The organism is Rhodococcus sp. NPDC006774 (genome assembly GCF_040636045.1).
Taxonomy (GTDB): Bacteria; Actinomycetota; Actinomycetes; order Mycobacteriales; family Mycobacteriaceae; genus Rhodococcoides.
Map to the genome: position 1 here is coordinate 295,215 of NZ_JBEYIW010000005.1, position 16,441 is coordinate 311,655.

Genomic DNA, 16,441 nt, shown 5'->3' on the forward strand with positions numbered 1-16,441 from the left:
AAGGTGACCGTTTCTCGAGGAGAATTGCATGTCTGACATCACCGAACCGCCGGTAGGACCCCCGCCGGGATCGACCACCAACGCCGAGGGCGGCGACCGGATCGATCCGGTCGACATCCAGCAGGAAATGCAACGCAGCTACATCGATTACGCCATGAGCGTCATCGTCGGGCGTGCCCTGCCCGAGGTGCGTGACGGACTCAAGCCGGTACACCGCCGCGTGCTGTACGCGATGTACGACTCGGGCTTCCGACCCGACCGCAGCTACGTCAAATCCGCACGCCCCGTTGCCGAAACGATGGGTAACTACCACCCACACGGTGACACCTCGATCTACGACGCACTGGTGCGTCTGGCCCAGCCGTGGTCGATGCGGTACCCGCTGGTCGATGGCCAGGGCAACTTCGGTTCGCGCGGTAACGACGGCGCCGCAGCCATGCGTTACACCGAGGCGCGGCTGACCCCGCTCGCGATGGAGATGCTGCGCGACATCGACGAGGAAACCGTCGACTTCATCCCCAACTACGACGGCAAAACCCAAGAGCCGACGGTACTTCCGTCGCGGGTACCGAACCTGTTGATGAACGGCTCCAACGGCATCGCCGTCGGTATGGCCACCAACATTCCGCCGCACAACCTGCGTGAACTGGGCGACGCGGTGTTCTGGGCACTCGACAACTTCGAGGCCGACGAGGAAGCAACGCTCGCGGCTTGCATGGAGCGCGTCAAGGGCCCCGACTTCCCGACGCACGGACTCATCGTCGGTGGCCAGGGCATCCAGGATGCGTACTCCACCGGCCGCGGCTCCATCCGGATGCGCGGCGTCGTCGAGATCGAAGAAGATTCCAACGGCCGCACCACGATCGTCATCACCGAGTTGCCGTACCAGGTCAACCCGGACAACCTGATCACCTCGATCGCCGAGCAGGTGCGGGACGGCAAACTCTCGGGCATCTCCAAGATCGACGACGAGTCCTCCGACCGTGTCGGTATGCGCATCGTGGTCACCATCAAGCGCGACGCGGTCGCGAAGGTGGTGCTGAACAACCTCTACAAGCATTCGCAGCTGCAGACGAGCTTCGGCGCGAACATGCTCTCGATCGTCGACGGCGTCCCGCGCACACTGCGCCTGGACCAGATGATCAGGTACTACGTCACTCACCAACTCGACGTGATCGTTCGGCGTACTCGGTACCGGCTACGCAGAGCGGAGGAGAGGGCCCACATTCTGCGTGGACTCGTCAAGGCTCTCGACGCACTCGACGAGGTCATCGCGCTCATCCGTGCGTCGCAGACGGTGGATCTGGCCAAGCAGGGCTTGATCGACCTGCTCGACATCGACGAGATCCAGGCCCAGGCCATCCTCGACATGCAGCTGCGACGCCTCGCAGCCCTCGAGCGTCAGAAGATCATCGACGAGTTGGCAGAACTCGAACGTACGATCGCCGACCTGCAGGACATTTTGGCCAAGCCGGAGCGGCAGCGACAGATCGTGCGAGACGAGCTCGCCGAGATCGTCGAGAAGTTCGGCGACGACCGTCGTACGCGCATCATCGCCGCCGACGGGGACGTCAACGACGAGGACCTGATCGCGCGGGAGAACGTGGTCGTCACGATCACCGAGACCGGATACGCCAAGCGCACCAAGACCGACCTCTACCGCTCGCAGAAGCGCGGTGGCAAGGGAGTGATGGGCGCAGGGCTCAAGCAGGACGACATCGTCAGCAAGTTCTTCGTCTGCTCCACGCACGACTGGATCCTGTTCTTCACCACCAAGGGTCGCGTCTACCGGGCCAAGGCCTACGAACTGCCCGAGGCGAACCGAACCGCCCGCGGTCAGCACGTCGCGAACCTGCTCGCCTTCCAGCCGGACGAGCGCATCGCGCAGGTCATCCAGATCAAGACCTACGAGGATGCTCCATACCTGGTGCTCGCCACCAAGGGCGGTCTGGTCAAGAAGTCACGACTGACCGACTTCGACTCCAACCGCAGCGGCGGCATCGTCGCGGTCAACCTGCGTGGTGAGGACGAGTTGGTCGGAGCCGTTCTCGCGTCCTCGGACGACGATCTGCTGCTGGTCTCGGCGCAGGGCCAGTCGATCCGGTTCTCTGCCACCGACGAGGTGTTGCGCCCGATGGGCCGTGCCACCTCGGGTGTGCAGGGTATGCGCTTCAACGGCGAGGACGCGCTGCTCTCGCTCAACGTCGTCAGCGAGAACAAGTTCCTGCTGGTCGCTACGTCGGGCGGTTACTCCAAGCGCACCGCGATGGAGGATTACCCCCAGCAAGGCCGCGGCGGAAAGGGAGTGCTGACAATCCAGTACGACCCGAAGCGTGGCACGCTGGTGGGAGCTCTCATCGTCGACGACGAGGACGAGCTGTACGCCATCACGTCCAGTGGTGGCGTAATCCGAACCGCTGCCAAGCAGGTTCGGAAGGCCGGCCGACAGACCAAGGGCGTGCGGTTGATGAATCTCGGTGAAGGCGACACCCTGCTCGCGATCGCGCGCAACGCCGACGAGATCGAACCGGATGCTCTGGGCACCGAAGACGATGCAGCGAAGGAGTCGTAAGTGAGCACTCCCAACCGGCCTGGTAGCAGGCCCGGCCCCAGCGGTGGACCGGACAGCCGGGACGGCGATCGGGCTGCGCAGCCCGCGCGTCCGGTGCCGCCCGAGGGAGCTCGCCCGGGCAACCGCCCGCAGCCGGCTGCTCGTCCCGCGCCCGCCGCGGGCCGTGGCCCGGCCCCGCAGGGGGGTGCCCGTCCTCCGATGCGACCGGCACCCGGTGCTCAGAACGGCCCGGCACGTCCGGCTCAGGGACCTCCGCCCCCGCAGCGACCGCCCGCACCTCAGGGACCGCCGCCCCAGGCGCCCCCGGGATCCGGCAAACAGGGTCCGCCTGCCCCTCGTCAGGGACAGGCTCCTGCCGGTCCGCCGCAGGCTCAGCCGCCCCAGGCTCCTGGCCGTCAACCCGGTCCAGGTCAGCAAGCACCCGGCCGGCCCAATGGTGGGCCGCCGCCGAACGGTCAGCCACCGCAGCAGCAGGCACCGGCCGGTCAACCCCCACGGCAGGCAGCCCCGCAGCCGTCGGGACAGCAGCCCTCGGCCCCGCAGCCTTCGGCGTCGCCCGACGAGACCGTGCGCTCTCCGGAGGTGTCCGCCGAGTCGGCGGCTACCGGTGAAGCATCTCGTGAGCCCGCTCGGGTTCAGGAGGCCGGTCCGGCAGCCACTCAGGCGATGCCGGCCCAGCAGAGCGACGCTCCACACGGTGGCTCCGGAACGCCGCCCTGGCAGCGCGGAGTCGGTCAGCGTCCCGCATCGCAAGGAACGGACGACCGGCAGCAGCCGCAGAACCAGCCGCAGACCAACCTGTCCGGACGCGGTGCCGCACTGCCTCCGAACGCAGAGTTCGATCGGTCCGCACGTACGGCCGCCGAGCCGGTCCAGCGCGAATCGACCGAGGACAAGACCGAACGGCGAGAAGCCGCCAGGTCGAAAGCAGCGGTCATCGACGGACCGACACGGCACATCGAACGCAAGGATCTGGCGAAGGACATGCCGGATCTGTCTGCCGTCCGGCACCCGGAGCCGTCCCCGTCCGAGCGCGCAGCACCCGCGGCGATCACGGCCGTGCCCAGTGCGGACGGCGATCCCCTGCGGGCGACCATTCAGATCCGCAAGATCGATCCGTGGTCGACGCTCAAGATCGCCCTCGTGATCGCGGTATCACTGTTCTTCGTGTGGATGGTGTCCGTCGGCCTGCTGTACGCCGTGCTCGACGGCATGGGCGTCTGGGAACGTCTCAACAGTGCGTTCACCGAGATCGTCAACGAATCCGGCGACGGCGGACTCGTCAGTGCCGGGCAGGTGTTCGGCTACGCAGCGGTGATCGGTGTGATCAATGTCGTACTCTTCACAGCTCTCACCACCATCGGCGCCTTCATCTACAACCTGTCGTCGGACCTGGTCGGTGGCGTCGAAGTGACCCTGGCAGACCGCGACTGACCTGCACCATCGAGAGCCGTATCGGGCCGTTTTGGAAGACAGCGGCCCGATACGGTAATCTCATGCCTCGGTTCGAGGAGAGGTTTTCTTCGGTCCGAAGTAGTGATGAGGGCCTATAGCTCAGGCGGTTAGAGCGCTTCCCTGATAAGGAAGAGGTCGGAGGTTCAAGTCCTCCTAGGCCCACACCGAACGAACGAAAAGAGGCAGGACATGAAAATCCTTCTTCTGGTCGCATCGGCGGTGATCGCAGTGCTGACATTATCCAAGGTGCGCTCGCAGCGCAGCTCGGACGGCGTCTGGCACAGCATCCCCACCGCGTGACAATCGCTCGGAGTGGACGTGTAAGGTTCGTTCACGATTACCGGCAACACCCGGGGCCTTAGCTCAGTTGGTAGAGCGCTGCCTTTGCAAGGCAGATGTCAGGAGTTCGAATCTCCTAGGCTCCACAAGAAAAAGGACGTCCACTTCGGTGGGCGTCCTTTTTTGTCTCTCCATCCGGTCCCAAGTCCACTCGATGTGACATTGACCCCCCAAAAGTCCACTGAATGTGACATTGAGTGCCCTCGAGTACCGAGACGTCCGCAGCGGATCAGCCGACCGGTTGTGATCGGACCCAAGGCGGTCTGTGCTTCGGCGCCCATATATCCAGACAGTCATCTGTTCTGTGTCGCATCGATGGTTCGGTCCTTAGCGTGGTCGGTGTGCAAGGGCGTCGGTTCTCGGATCGACGTGAACGGTCGAGACGGCGCACCGCAGGGGGGTGTGCCGTCGTTCGATCTCGGCGGGCGGTGTTCGCCACTGTCTCGGATCGGTTGGCGATTCGGGCATCTCGAGTTTCGAAGGAGCCCCGCAGATGACGCGTGTTCTCGATCATGAAGAGCTGTTGACCGAACTCGACGGCACGCTGGAAGCCAATCTGAATCGCCATCTGTCCATGGCTAAGGAATGGCATCCGCATGATTACGTTCCGTGGGATCAGGGGCGGAACTTTGCGGCGATGGGTGGGCAGGACTGGTCTCTCGAGCAGTCGTCGCTGTCGGAAGTGGCTCGTACGGCGATGATCACCAATTTGCTGACCGAGGACAACTTGCCGTCGTATCACCGGGGGTTGGCGGACAACTTCTCGTTGGACGGTGCGTGGGGCACATGGGTGGGGCGCTGGACTGCGGAGGAAAACCGTCACGGCATCGTCATGCGCGATTATCTGGTCGTGACCCGTGCCGTCGATCCCGTGGAGTTGGAGCGGGCTCGTATGCATCACATGACGGTGGGTATCGATGCGCCGATGGACGGCGCGAATTTTCTGCACTCGGTGGCGTATGTGACGTTTCAGGAGCTGGCCACGCGGGTCTCGCACCGAAACACGGGGTTGGCGTGCGGAGATCCGGTGGCGGATCGGATGTTGGCTCGTGTTGCAGCGGACGAGAACCTGCACATGATCTTCTATCGCAACCTCGGTGAGGCGTCGCTGGATCTGGTGCCCGATCAGATGGTTCGTGCCATCACCGATGTCGCGACCGACTTCCAGATGCCCGGCCTGAACATGCCCAATTTCCGCAAGAACGCGATGACCTTGGCCAAGCACGGGATCTACGATCTCCGGCAGCATCTCGACGAGGTGCTGATGCCGGTTCTGCGCAAATGGAAGATCTTCGAGCGCAACGATTTCACGGGTGAGGGCGAGCGGGATCGCGATCGACTGGCAGCGTTCGTCGAAGACTTGGCGGAGAAGGCGACCAAGTTCGAGGAGTCACGTGATCGACTGCTTGCCAGGGAGGCTGCTCGCGCCGAGAAGGCGTCCTGACCTGCTGCATCTTCTCTGGCCAGAGTCGTGATCGCGTCTCGGAGGTGTTAGAGTCCGGGCATCGTTGGGTCATGTGAGGCGATGGCCGTAGTGCGTGGGGAGGGCCGATGGTGCCTGGGGGGTATCGGGTGAGTGGTGGTGTCTCCATCGGTGAATGCTGCCTCCAGACGGCCGAATCATGGTCTTGCACGGTTGGAATCGACTGGTGAGCAGGCCCAGGTTCGACGAGTCCGGCCGCATGCTCGCCGTCTTCGCGGCGGTCACCACGGTTCTCTACGCTGCCAGCGCGATAGCGTCGTGGTCGAATCTGACCGGTGCCCAGCAGGTTCTGGCCGCGTTGGCTCTGCTTCTGGGTCCGGCTGCGATCGTGGTGCTGGCGAGGGCGGGTGTGCCGAGCCCCAAACAGGCGGTGGGATTCGCGACCGCGTTGTCGGTGATGGCACTCGCCTGTGCGTTGGGGAGCAGCGACACCATGCCCGCGTTCTTGATCTGCGTGCAGGCCGCAATGTTCCTCGGTATGCACATCGGTGCGTTCTGGTCCGAACGCAACGCAGGCATTTGGGTTGCAGTGCTTGCTGTTTCGGCGGTCATCGGAGCGGCGATCGCGCCGTACGGAACGCCGTTCATCAGTTACATCCTCGTGGCGCTCGGCATCGTCGGTGCGACCGAGGTGTTCGGTGTCTTCGCGCGCCGAATGCGCTATTCCGCGACGCACGACGCCCTGACCGGTCTGCTCAACAGGTTCGGGTTCGAGTCCAAGATCGAAAAGATGCTGCCGGCGTGTGCTGCTCGCGGATTGTCGGTCAGTCTCGCCGTGCTCGATCTGGACAATTTCAAGGAGATCAACGACGAGTACGGCCACATTGCCGGTGACGTCCTGCTCACTCGGGTCTCGAAGGCCTGGAAGGGGCAGCTGACCAAACGGGATGTTCTCGGTCGGCTCGGCGGAGACGAATTCGTCCTGTTCATGCCGGGAGTTCTCGAAAAGGAGGCCTGGCAGATCATCGAGCGCCTGCGCCTCGCTCATCGCGCGGAATGGAGCGTCGGATTGGCGTGCATGCCCGCGGGACGCCGCTGGGGCGAGATCTATCGCGCAGCCGACGCCGATCTGTACCGGGCGAAGCGAAGCAGGCCGCCGAGGACCAGTCGGCCGTCCGATCCCGACGCCGGTTACAGCGGCCCGATCCGCAGAATTGCGCAGTAGCACTCACTCGACGCACCGTTGATCCCCAGATTTCATCCACAGGCTGGGGATAGATTTCTCGGCGAGGTGTACTTCTCGCGTTGACTCGTCGGCAACGACGATGCTGCGGGGGATACGCGATGGTCACTCTCGACGAATTCAGGTCATGGGACAGCCGAGTGCTGGTCGCCGCGTCCGAAAGCCTGATGCGGCGGTGGCGAGAGGTGGCTGCCGTCCACGATTCGGTAACGGACGAAATTGTGGGCAAAGGGTGGGACGGTCCCGCGGCCGAGGCGGCACGGGAGGCGATGAGACGCATCCGGTCCGATCTGGGAGACGCCGCAGCCGAGTTGCTTCGGATCGCGACATGCACCGCGGATGCGTCGATCGACATGCAGAGTCTGGTCACTGCGCTCCGCTCGGTGGAGCAGACGGCGGCGGAGGAGCGATTCGCGGTCGGCTCCGACGGCTCGGTGTCGGACGCCGGCGCGTCGTATTCGGTTGCCCTCCTGGATCTGTGGTCGACGATGCGAGAGCGACGTCGATGCCGTGAGGAGCTCGCCGAGCGAATCGCGCAGCTGATTCGTACGGCCACGGACTTCGACGACGTCCTTGCCCGACGCCTCGTCGGGGGAACCTCCGCAGCCTCCGTTGCGACGGCAGTTGCCGCTTCGGTGCCCCGTGATGGGTCCCCGGCGGCCAATGCTGCCTTCTGGAGCGCGCTCTCGCCTGCGGCACGCACCAGGTTGCTGGTCGAACAGTCGGCGCTGATCGGCAATCTCGACGGCCTGCCTGGACGAGTACGTGACAGCGCGAACCGTCGAGTGTTGGCCGCCGAGCGTCTCCGCCTCCGCGCCGTCGAAGTCGAACTGCAGAAAGAGTTGGCCGACAACGTGTTCGGCGGCATGTTCAGTGACGCCGATGCCGGACTCGAGCAGACTCGCACGCGGCTGGCATCACTCGATGCGATCGACGCGACGCTGGCGCAGGGGGCTCGGCAGCTTCTGGTCCTCGACAATTCTTCGTACGAGGAGACGCTGGCGGCCGTAGCGGTGGGCGATGTCGACTCGGCCACCCATGTCGCCGTCTTCGTGCCCGGTCTCGACTCGACCGTGCACGGCAACCTTCTTCGTTACGACGGCGACATGGAGAACGTCAAAGACACTGTGTCGCAGCTTGTTTCGGAGTCTGCGGCTGCGGTGACATGGCTCGACTACCAGGCCCCGCAGCTCGGTTGGAGCCTGCTCGATCCGGACCGGAGCGTGGCCTCGGATGCGGCGGCGCGGGCGGGAGCGGATCGACTGGTTCCGTTCCTGGACGGCCTCGACGCCGCACGTGCGAGCGACCCGCATCTGTCGGTATTGGCCCACTCGTATGGGTCCCTCACCGCGGCAACCGCTCTCCGGGACGACACCGGGGTCGACGATTTCGTCGCTCTCGGATCACCGGGATTCGGCACACACAGCGTCGCAGATCTTCGGCTTCCCGTCGGACACGTCTTCGCGGCGGAGGCCGAGGGCGATATCGTCGCCGACCTGGGTGCATTCGGTCGCGATCCAGGCGCACTGGACGGAGTCACCGTGCTGTCCACGGAGCGTTCCGACGGGGGCCACGATTCGATCGGGCACAGCGACTATCTCACCGAGGGCTCCACCAGCGGTCGGAATACCGCGCTGGTCGTCGCCGATCGCAGCGGGGAGGCCGTGGTCAGAGCGAGGCCGGGTCTGCTCGATCTGCTGCAGAGAGTTCTGTACCTATGACGACGTGTCGTCGTAGTCGGCCAGGCTCGGCGGAACATCGGCGGGCGGGGGCACCTCGTTGCGACGGCGACCGAGGAAGAACACGACACCACCGACCACGGCAGCAGCGGCGCCGAACACGAGAATTCGCCTGGTCCGACGCGATCCCGAGTCGACCGTGACCAACGCTCGGGTGCGATTCGCTTCGGCAATGCGTTCTGCGGTCACTGCCCGGCGCTGCGCAGCCTGCTTGCGGGCCAGCCCGTAACCTCGTCTGGCCAACAGCAGACCGACTCCGGCCGGGCCCTTGCTTGCGGCGGATGCGGCGCCGAGCAGCGCGGATGCTGCGGTACCGGTGGACGACCGAACCCGGTCGGACTTCGTTGTGCTCGTCATACCCTCACTGTTCCACAACACGACCCCCGCTGAACCTTCCCGATCCAGCGGACTCGACGCCCGTTGTGAACTGCCCGATCACCCGAGATGGCACGATGGAGGGCGTGACTTCACCAAACAAGACCCAAACGGCCACGCTGCACACCAACCGCGGCGATATCGTCATCGAACTGTTCGGCAATCACGCCCCCAAGACCGTCGCGAACTTCGTCGGCCTCGCGGACGGATCCAAGGAGTACACGACGCAGAACGCGTCGGGTGCCAAGACCGGACCGTTCTACGACGGCGCAGTCTTCCACCGCGTCATCGACGGCTTCATGATCCAGGGCGGCGACCCCACCGGCACCGGTACCGGTGGACCGGGCTACAAGTTCGAGGACGAGTTCCACCCGGAACTGTCCTTCGATCGCCCGTACCTGCTGGCCATGGCGAACGCAGGCCCCGGCACCAACGGCTCGCAGTTCTTCATCACCACCGGCAAGACCCCGCACCTCAACCGCAAGCACTCCATCTTCGGTGAGGTCACCGACGAGGCGTCGAAGAAGGTCGTCGACGCGATCTCGAGCACGCCGGTCGGCCGCGGAGATCGCCCGGTGGACGAGGTTGTCATCAACAACATCACCATCGCCTGATCTGACCGAAGGACTTTCGACAAGATGACGAACCCCGGCTGGGGTGGCGCGTACGGCGACCAGCCCAACCCACCCCAGTCGGTGTGCGTCCGACATCCCGATCGCCCGACCGGCCTGGCCTGTTCGCGCTGCGGGAGGCCCGCATGCCCGCAGTGTCTGCAGGCCGCGGCCGTCGGACAGCACTGCGTCGATTGTGTGCGCGAGGGCAACAAGAACGTCCGCACTGCGCAGACCGTCGCCGGTGCACCCATGGCACGATCCGCCAAGACCCCGCTGACATACGCTCTCATCGCCATCAACGTGATCGTCTATGCCATCACGGTGGCGCAGTCCGGCGATCCGATGAACAACACCTCCGGATCCGCGCTCGCCCGCAGCTGGACCCTCAACAGCTTGCTCGTCTCCAACGGCGATGTGTTCCGGCTGATCGGCAGCGGCTTCGTCCACTACGGGCCGATACACCTGCTCGTGAACATGTTCGCGCTGTACATCATCGGTCGTGACGTCGAACTCGTGCTTGGCCGAACCCGCTACCTGGTCGTCTACTTCCTCTCGCTCCTCGGAGGAAGTGCGTCGGTGATGCTGCTGGAGAACCCACTGGCGCTCACCGTAGGCGCGTCCGGAGCCGTCTTCGGTCTCCTGGGTGCCCAGGCCGTCATCCTGCTACGGCTCAAGCGAAGCCCGGCACCCATCCTCATCGTCATCGCGGTGAACATCTTCATCAGCATCTCGATCCCCAGCATCTCGCTGTGGGGACACATGGGCGGACTCGTCGCCGGAGCCGCCGCCACCGCCGGTCTGGTGTTTTTGTCCAACCGAACCCCAGACACCGGACAACCACGAACCATGGCCGGCGTGTCCATGGCATGGCTGTCGGTCATCGCCGTCGCTCTGGTGTCCCTGGGAATCATCGCGATCCGCGTCCTCGACCTGCGCGCCCAGATGGGCCTCTAGCAAGTCCACTCGATGTGACATCGACCCCCCAAAAGTCCACCGAATGTCACATCGAGTAACCCACAGGGGCCGGACGCTCAGGTGTTGCGTGGCACCAGCCCGTGGATTTCGAGTGCGTCGAATACGTCTCGCGGGTCGGTTCCGAGGTCCCATCGGCCGAAGATGATCAGTCTGTCGTCGTCTTCGCCGGGTGGTCGGATGTCGAGTTCGAGCATCGGCACTCGTCGGCCGAGTCTGGGGTATCGCACGATTTTGACGCGGACGATGTCGTTGCGGGTGTAGGTGCGTGTTCCGGTGAGGCGTTTCATCACCAGTGATCCGTCGCGGGTGATGGCCAGTCGCGGGCGTTGTGCGGCGGCGAGTGCGGCGATGATCCACATTCCGACGGCTGCGAGGCCGACGAGGAATGTTCCGGCGGCGTCGGTGGAGGAAAATGCGGCGCCGATTCCGAGGGCGATTCCGCCTACGACCAGGGCTGCGACGGCGACGAGGGGCGTCGCCCACTGCTGTTCGTACACACCCTGTGGATCGTTCGTAGAGTTATCCACAGGGTTTATCCACATTGGGGATGAATGACATCGATGTAACTCGGTCGGCTCTCAGCGCCACCGCATGGTCATGACGAGTCCGACGACCATGAACCCGAAGCCGATCAGGAAGTTGTAGGCACCGAGGTTTCCGATGAAGGCGATGTCCTCGGAAGCCAGGTAGTAGACGATCAGCCACAGAAGCCCGACCAGCATGAATCCCAGCATCAGCACCACGTACCAGACCGGTGACGGCCCGGCGTTGACCTTGACCGGCGTGCGGTTCGCCGGGTTGATCGTGTAGTCGTTCTTCTTCCGTACCTTCGACTTCGGCATTGCTTCCTCTTCGCGTTCGTGACGGCCCGTGGCACTGCGGCCGTACCTGTGGACAACTGACGACCGGAACCTGTGGATCGGCGGATGCCGCGCATCCCCAGGCTAGTGTGACCTCGAGGACCGTGACGGTCACCGACCGGTTGCTGTACACGCTAACGCAGGTGAGCCCAGCACCGACCCACCGGACAAATTGCGAGCACCCGTGACACGACGATCGACTGCCCCCGCCGACACCCGCTGGTGGGTGCTCGCCGTTGCGGTGTGCGCTGTCGTCGGTCTCCTGCTCGGCACCACCAGGCATGTATCCGACGGCACCGAGTTGCGCGGCGGGGACACCACCCGGCTCGCAGATCTGGTCGACGCGGCCCAACGCAGCAGTGACGATGCCCAGCGGAGCCGGGACACGCTCGAGCAGCAGCTCGAGTCCATTCAGCAGCGCACTGCGACGGGGGACACCGAGGTCGCCGACGCGTTGGCGCGTGTCGATTCCCTGGCCGACGCGGCGGGACGCGAGCCCGCGTCCGGCGGGGGTCTGACCGTCACGATGGCCGACGCCCCTCGTGGTCCGGACGGCTCGTATGCGTCCGACGCGTCGGTCGACGATCTGGTTGTTCATCAGGTCGATGTGCAGAGCGTGCTCAACGCGTTGTGGGCAGGCGGCGCGTCGGCGATCGCGATGCAGGATCAACGGCTGGTGGCCTCGTCGGCTCCGCGCTGCATCGGGAACACCCTTCTTCTCGGCGGGCGGACATACAGTCCGCCGTACGTGATGACGGCGATCGGGGATTCGGATCGGCTGCGCGCGGCGTTGAAGAACGAGCCGGGTGTGCGGTTGTACGAGCAGTACGCGTTGCGATACGGCCTCCGTTACGACGTCGCAGCGTCCGAGGACCTCTCGGTGCCCGCGTACTCCGAATCGGTGCGCATGCGGTATGCACAGCCTCGCTGAGTACGCTGTCCGCATGCGTATTCTCGTCGTCGACAACTACGACAGCTTCGTCTTCAACCTCGTCCAGTACCTGGGCCAGTTGAACGCCGATGTCGAGGTCTGGCGTAACGACGACGAGCGCCTCACCGACCGCGATGCGGTCGCGGGCCGGTTCGACGGAATTCTGCTCAGCCCGGGACCGGGCACGCCGCAGCGCGCAGGTGCCACGATGGATCTGGTCTCGGCAAGTGCTCGCACGAAGACGCCCCTGCTCGGGGTCTGTCTCGGTCATCAGGCGATCGGCGCAGCGTTCGGCGCAACCGTGGAGAAGGCTCCAGAACTGCTGCACGGCAAGACCAGTCTGGTGCACCATTCGGGCGTCGGAGTTCTCGAGGGCATGAACGAGCCCTTCACCGCCACTCGCTACCACTCGCTGACCGTCCGGGAAGACACGATCCCGGCCGAACTCGAGATCATCGGGCGCACCGAATCCGGTCTGGTGATGGCGATGAGGCACACCGAGTTACCGATTCACGGCGTCCAGTTCCACCCGGAGTCCATCCTCACCGAGGGCGGACACCGCATGCTGGCGAACTGGCTCACCGTCTGCGGGATGCCCACCGACCCCGGTCTCGTCGCCAAGCTCGAAGCTCAGGTCGCCGACGCCTTCGCCTGAGCCGGCCTCGGGGCGGCTAGTTGCCGCTGGGGATTCCCAACGCCCCGATGCTCACGGTGATGGTGTCGGTCTTGCTGATCTCCGAGCCCGCCGGCTGGGTCTGGTTGACGACCCGGCCGACCATCAGTGGGTCGAGCGTCGACTGCCTCGATGTCGACAGGTTCGACGCCGTTCCGGTCCATCCTGCCGATTCCAGTGCTGTCAGAGCCTGAGCTTCGGTGAGGCCGGAGAGGTCCGGCATCGGGATCTTGTCCCCGTTCGAGACGCGCAACGTCACGACGGTGTTCTCGGCGACGTTGGCACCACCGGCGGGGTCGGTCGAGACGACCTGCCCCACCGGCTGGCTGGAATCGATGTTCTGTACCTGGACGCGGAGCCCGGCACCCTCGACGTTCGGCTGCGCGACGTCGACGAGCTGGCCGACGACGTTGGGCATCCGTACCTGCGCCGGTCCCGAACCGAGCGTGATGCGAACCTGCGAGTCGGCGTTCATGCTCACGCCCGAGGACGGGTTCTGCTCGACGACCTTGTCGAGGTTCTCCGGCGTCGACGGCGCACGGGCGACGGTGGGATCGAGTTCGAGGCCCACCTCGTTCAAGGCGTCCGACGCCTCCTGTTGCGTCCGTCCGGTCAGTCGCGGCACCTGCACCTGCTGGGGGCCCGAGGAGACGTCGAGCTGGATGTCCCCGGGCGATTCGGTCTGCGACCCCGCGGCCGGGTTGGTGCCGATCGCCGACCCCTCCGGCACCGAGGCGTCGGGCTTCTCCTGCACGGTGACGCGCAGGCCGACATTCTCCAGCTCCCGTTGCGCCTCGTCCGAGGCCAGCCCGACGACGGACGGCACGGTGACGGACTTGGGATCCGCTCCTGGACCGAGGGACCACAGGAATGCTCCGACGATCGCGACGACGATGATCGACGCCGCGGAGATCAGCGCGATCTTGAGGCCTCGACGGTTCCTGGGTCGATCCTCGGGTTCGCCGTGCCTCGACGCACGGGGTGCGGCGGCGACGGCGGCGGGTTTGTCCGTGCCGGAGAAGTCTGCCTGCCGGGAATCGACCGATCCGAGAATCGTGGTGCGGTCCTCGTCGTTCATGACCATCGGGGCGCTCGGCCGTTGACCTCCGAGGACACGGACCAGGTCGGTGCGCATCTCGGCGGCGCTCTGGTAGCGGTTGGCGGGGTTCTTGGCCATCGCCTTGAGGATGATCGAGTCGAGTTCGCGCGGCACCGTGTCGTTGACCAGCGACGGCAGCTGAGGATCCTCGCGCACGTGCTGGTAGGCGACGGCGACCGGTGAATCACCCTTGAACGGGGGCTCGCCGGTGAGGATCTCGAACAGCACACATCCGAGGGAGTAGACGTCCGATCGAGCGTCGACCTGTTCGCCGCGTGCCTGCTCGGGCGAGAGATATTGAGCGGTTCCGATGACGGCTGCCGTCTGGGTCATCGGCGACGAGGAATCTGCGATGGCGCGCGCGATGCCGAAGTCCATCACCTTCACCGCGCCTGCGTTGTTGATCATGATGTTCGCGGGTTTGACGTCGCGGTGCACGATTCCGTTGCGGTGGCTGAAATCGAGTGCGGCACAGACGTCGGCGATGACCTCCATGGCTCGACGCGGCGCCATGGGTCCTTCGGCGCGCACGATGTCTCGGAGGGTGTCGCCGTCGACGTATTCCATGACGATGAACGGGAGCGGACCGGCTTCGGTCTCGGCTTCACCGGTGTCGTACACGGCGACGATGGCGGGGTGGTTCAGTGCGGCCGCGTTCTGGGCTTCGCGTCGAAACCGCAGGTAGAACGTGGGGTCGCGAGCGAGATCGGCGCGCAGAACCTTGATGGCGACGTCGCGGTCGAGCCGAGTGTCACGTGCCAGATGAACCTCGGACATGCCGCCGAAACCGAGTATCTCGCCCAACTCGTAGCGAGAGGAGAGCGTACGGGGAGTCGTCATGGTTGTCCTCGAGGATCTTGCTGGGATGGAATCTCGATCAGCGGCCGTCTCGTGGTCGTCTGCGTGGGCTGTTCCGAGGTCGTCGTGGTTTCTTCGGTGGTCGTCGGCTCCTGCGTGGTGGTCGTCGTCGTGGTCGTGGTGGTGGTCGGCTGCGTGGTGGTGGTGGTCGGCGGCACGAACGGCGTCGGCGAGTCGTCCCTGCCCCCGGTCAACAGCACGTATCCGCCGATGAGGATGGCGAGAAGCAGCAGTCCGGCACCGCCCCAGGCGAGGGCCTTCTGCGCCGACGACATTCCGGTGGCCTCGGGCACTGCGCCCGCAGCCGTTCCGGTGGCCGGTCCGCGGTACTCGCGCTGCGACGTCGGCATCATCTGGGTGCTCGACGGCGCAGGGCTGGGTACGACGCCCGGCATCATGACCCTGCCGGTGCCCGTACCGCGGGAGTTTCCGGGTGCGGGTGGGCGACGGCCGGCCCGGACCGCGGCGACGGCGTCGGCGAATTCGCCACCGTTGGCGTAGCGCGCGGCCGGGTCCTTGACCATCGTGATCTCGATGAGTTCCCGCACGGCCGGGGGCAGGTCGAGCGGCATGGGGGCCGGCATCTCGCGGACGTGCTTCATGGCGACGGTCAGCGCTCCGTCACCCACGAAGGGCCGCGTGCCCGCGAGTACTTCGTATCCGACGACTCCGAGCGAGTAGACGTCCGAAGCCGACGTGGCCTCCTCGCCGAGTGCTTGCTCGGGGGCGATGTACTGCGCTGTGCCCATGACCATTCCGGTCTTGGTCACCGGGGATGCGTCGACGGCCTTGGCGATGCCGAAGTCGGTGATCTTGACCTGCCCGGTGGGGGTGATCAGGATGTTGCCCGGCTTGACGTCGCGGTGGACGACGCCTGCGGTGTGTGCGATCTGCAGGGAACGGCCGGTCTGCTCGAGCATGTCGAGGGCATGGCCGAGCGGCAACCGGGACATCCGACCCAACACGGCGTTGAGCGGCTCACCGTTGACCAGTTCCATCACCAGGTAGGCCAGTGATTCGCCCGCGCCGTCGCGGGTCTCGCCGTAGTCGTAGACCCCGGCGATTCCGGGGTAGTTCAGCTGCGCGGTGGTGCGTGCCTCGAACCTGAAGCGCTGCAGGAACTCCGGGTCCTCGGAGAACTCGGCCTTGAGCACCTTGACCGCGACTCGGCGATCGAGGCGGTTGTCCATTGCTTCCCACACCTGACCCATGCCGCCGGTGGCGATGAGTCGCAGCAGTCGATAGCGCTGCGCGATGACAGCTCCGTTGCTCAGTGGCACGTCAT

The 16,441-nt window shown here is 65.3% G+C and carries 14 protein-coding genes and 2 tRNA genes; 11 read left to right on the forward strand and 5 right to left on the reverse strand.

The features are described 5' to 3' along the window. Positions 1-28: 28 nt before the first annotated feature. The 7 genes from gyrA to ABZ677_RS10740 all read left to right on the forward strand — a co-directional run bounded on the left by gyrA (position 29) and on the right by ABZ677_RS10740 (position 8,753). On the forward strand, positions 29-2,572 hold the full coding sequence (gene gyrA, locus ABZ677_RS10710; RefSeq protein ID WP_037195319.1) for a DNA gyrase subunit A: 2,544 nt from the start codon (positions 29-31) through the stop codon (positions 2,570-2,572). Beyond that, positions 2,573-4,006 carry a DUF3566 domain-containing protein gene (locus ABZ677_RS10715; RefSeq protein ID WP_358369115.1) on the forward strand — a complete coding sequence of 478 codons (1,434 nt, stop codon included), beginning with the start codon at positions 2,573-2,575 and terminating at the stop codon, positions 4,004-4,006. A gap of 109 nt (positions 4,007-4,115) precedes the next feature. Beyond that, a tRNA-Ile gene (locus ABZ677_RS10720) sits at positions 4,116-4,189 on the forward strand. A gap of 190 nt (positions 4,190-4,379) precedes the next feature. Continuing rightward, a tRNA-Ala gene (locus ABZ677_RS10725) sits at positions 4,380-4,452 on the forward strand. Positions 4,453-4,859: 407 nt separating this feature from the next. After that, a complete protein-coding gene (locus ABZ677_RS10730) occupies positions 4,860-5,810 on the forward strand; it encodes an acyl-ACP desaturase (RefSeq protein WP_358369118.1) in 951 nt (316 codons plus the stop codon). Between the two features lie 205 nt (positions 5,811-6,015). After that, complete coding sequence (locus ABZ677_RS10735) at positions 6,016-7,014, forward strand: GGDEF domain-containing protein (RefSeq protein WP_230596490.1); 999 nt, start codon at positions 6,016-6,018, stop codon at positions 7,012-7,014. 119 nt (positions 7,015-7,133) lie between these two features. Further along, positions 7,134-8,753, forward strand: coding sequence for an alpha/beta hydrolase (locus tag ABZ677_RS10740; RefSeq protein WP_358369121.1), 1,620 nt, complete (start codon positions 7,134-7,136; stop codon positions 8,751-8,753). On the opposite strand, the gene ABZ677_RS10745 is transcribed toward ABZ677_RS10740, so the two are convergent. Next, positions 8,748-9,128 carry a hypothetical protein gene (locus ABZ677_RS10745; RefSeq protein WP_143545985.1) on the reverse strand — a complete coding sequence of 127 codons (381 nt, stop codon included), beginning with the start codon at positions 9,126-9,128 and terminating at the stop codon, positions 8,748-8,750. The genes ABZ677_RS10740 and ABZ677_RS10745 overlap by 6 nt on opposite strands. A gap of 95 nt (positions 9,129-9,223) precedes the next feature. Here ABZ677_RS10745 and ABZ677_RS10750 point away from each other — a divergent pair, with 95 nt between their 5' ends. Together ABZ677_RS10750 and ABZ677_RS10755 are read left to right on the forward strand one after the other, a co-directional pair. After that, the gene (locus tag ABZ677_RS10750; RefSeq protein WP_094632154.1) at positions 9,224-9,760 is read left to right on the forward strand and encodes a peptidylprolyl isomerase; all 537 of its coding nucleotides are present in this window, start codon (positions 9,224-9,226) and stop codon (positions 9,758-9,760) included. 24 nt (positions 9,761-9,784) lie between these two features. Further along, positions 9,785-10,714: a rhomboid family intramembrane serine protease gene (locus ABZ677_RS10755; protein ID WP_358369125.1), complete on the forward strand. Its 930-nt coding sequence runs from the start codon at positions 9,785-9,787 to the stop codon at positions 10,712-10,714. Positions 10,715-10,791: 77 nt separating this feature from the next. On the opposite strand, the gene ABZ677_RS10760 is transcribed toward ABZ677_RS10755, so the two are convergent. Then, a complete protein-coding gene (locus ABZ677_RS10760) occupies positions 10,792-11,277 on the reverse strand; it encodes a PH domain-containing protein (protein WP_358369128.1) in 486 nt (161 codons plus the stop codon). 36 nt (positions 11,278-11,313) lie between these two features. Then, complete coding sequence (gene crgA, locus ABZ677_RS10765) at positions 11,314-11,577, reverse strand: cell division protein CrgA (protein ID WP_032396997.1); 264 nt, start codon at positions 11,575-11,577, stop codon at positions 11,314-11,316. Positions 11,578-11,779: 202 nt separating this feature from the next. On the opposite strand from crgA, the gene ABZ677_RS10770 reads away from it, so the two are divergent. Continuing rightward, positions 11,780-12,526, forward strand: a complete 747-nt coding sequence (locus ABZ677_RS10770; RefSeq protein ID WP_037195330.1) for a DUF881 domain-containing protein — start codon at positions 11,780-11,782, stop codon at positions 12,524-12,526. 13 nt (positions 12,527-12,539) lie between these two features. Next, positions 12,540-13,181 carry an aminodeoxychorismate/anthranilate synthase component II gene (locus ABZ677_RS10775; protein ID WP_358369132.1) on the forward strand — a complete coding sequence of 214 codons (642 nt, stop codon included), beginning with the start codon at positions 12,540-12,542 and terminating at the stop codon, positions 13,179-13,181. A gap of 16 nt (positions 13,182-13,197) precedes the next feature. Here ABZ677_RS10775 and pknB read toward each other — a convergent pair whose 3' ends face one another. Both pknB and ABZ677_RS10785 read right to left on the reverse strand, forming a co-directional pair. After that, a complete protein-coding gene (gene pknB / locus ABZ677_RS10780) occupies positions 13,198-15,138 on the reverse strand; it encodes a Stk1 family PASTA domain-containing Ser/Thr kinase (protein ID WP_358369135.1) in 1,941 nt (646 codons plus the stop codon). Next, entirely contained in the window at positions 15,135-16,436 is a 1,302-nt protein-coding gene (locus tag ABZ677_RS10785) for a serine/threonine-protein kinase (RefSeq protein WP_358369138.1), read from the reverse strand. Before ABZ677_RS10785 ends, pknB begins: the two co-directional genes overlap by 4 nt. Positions 16,437-16,441 lie beyond the last annotated feature (5 nt).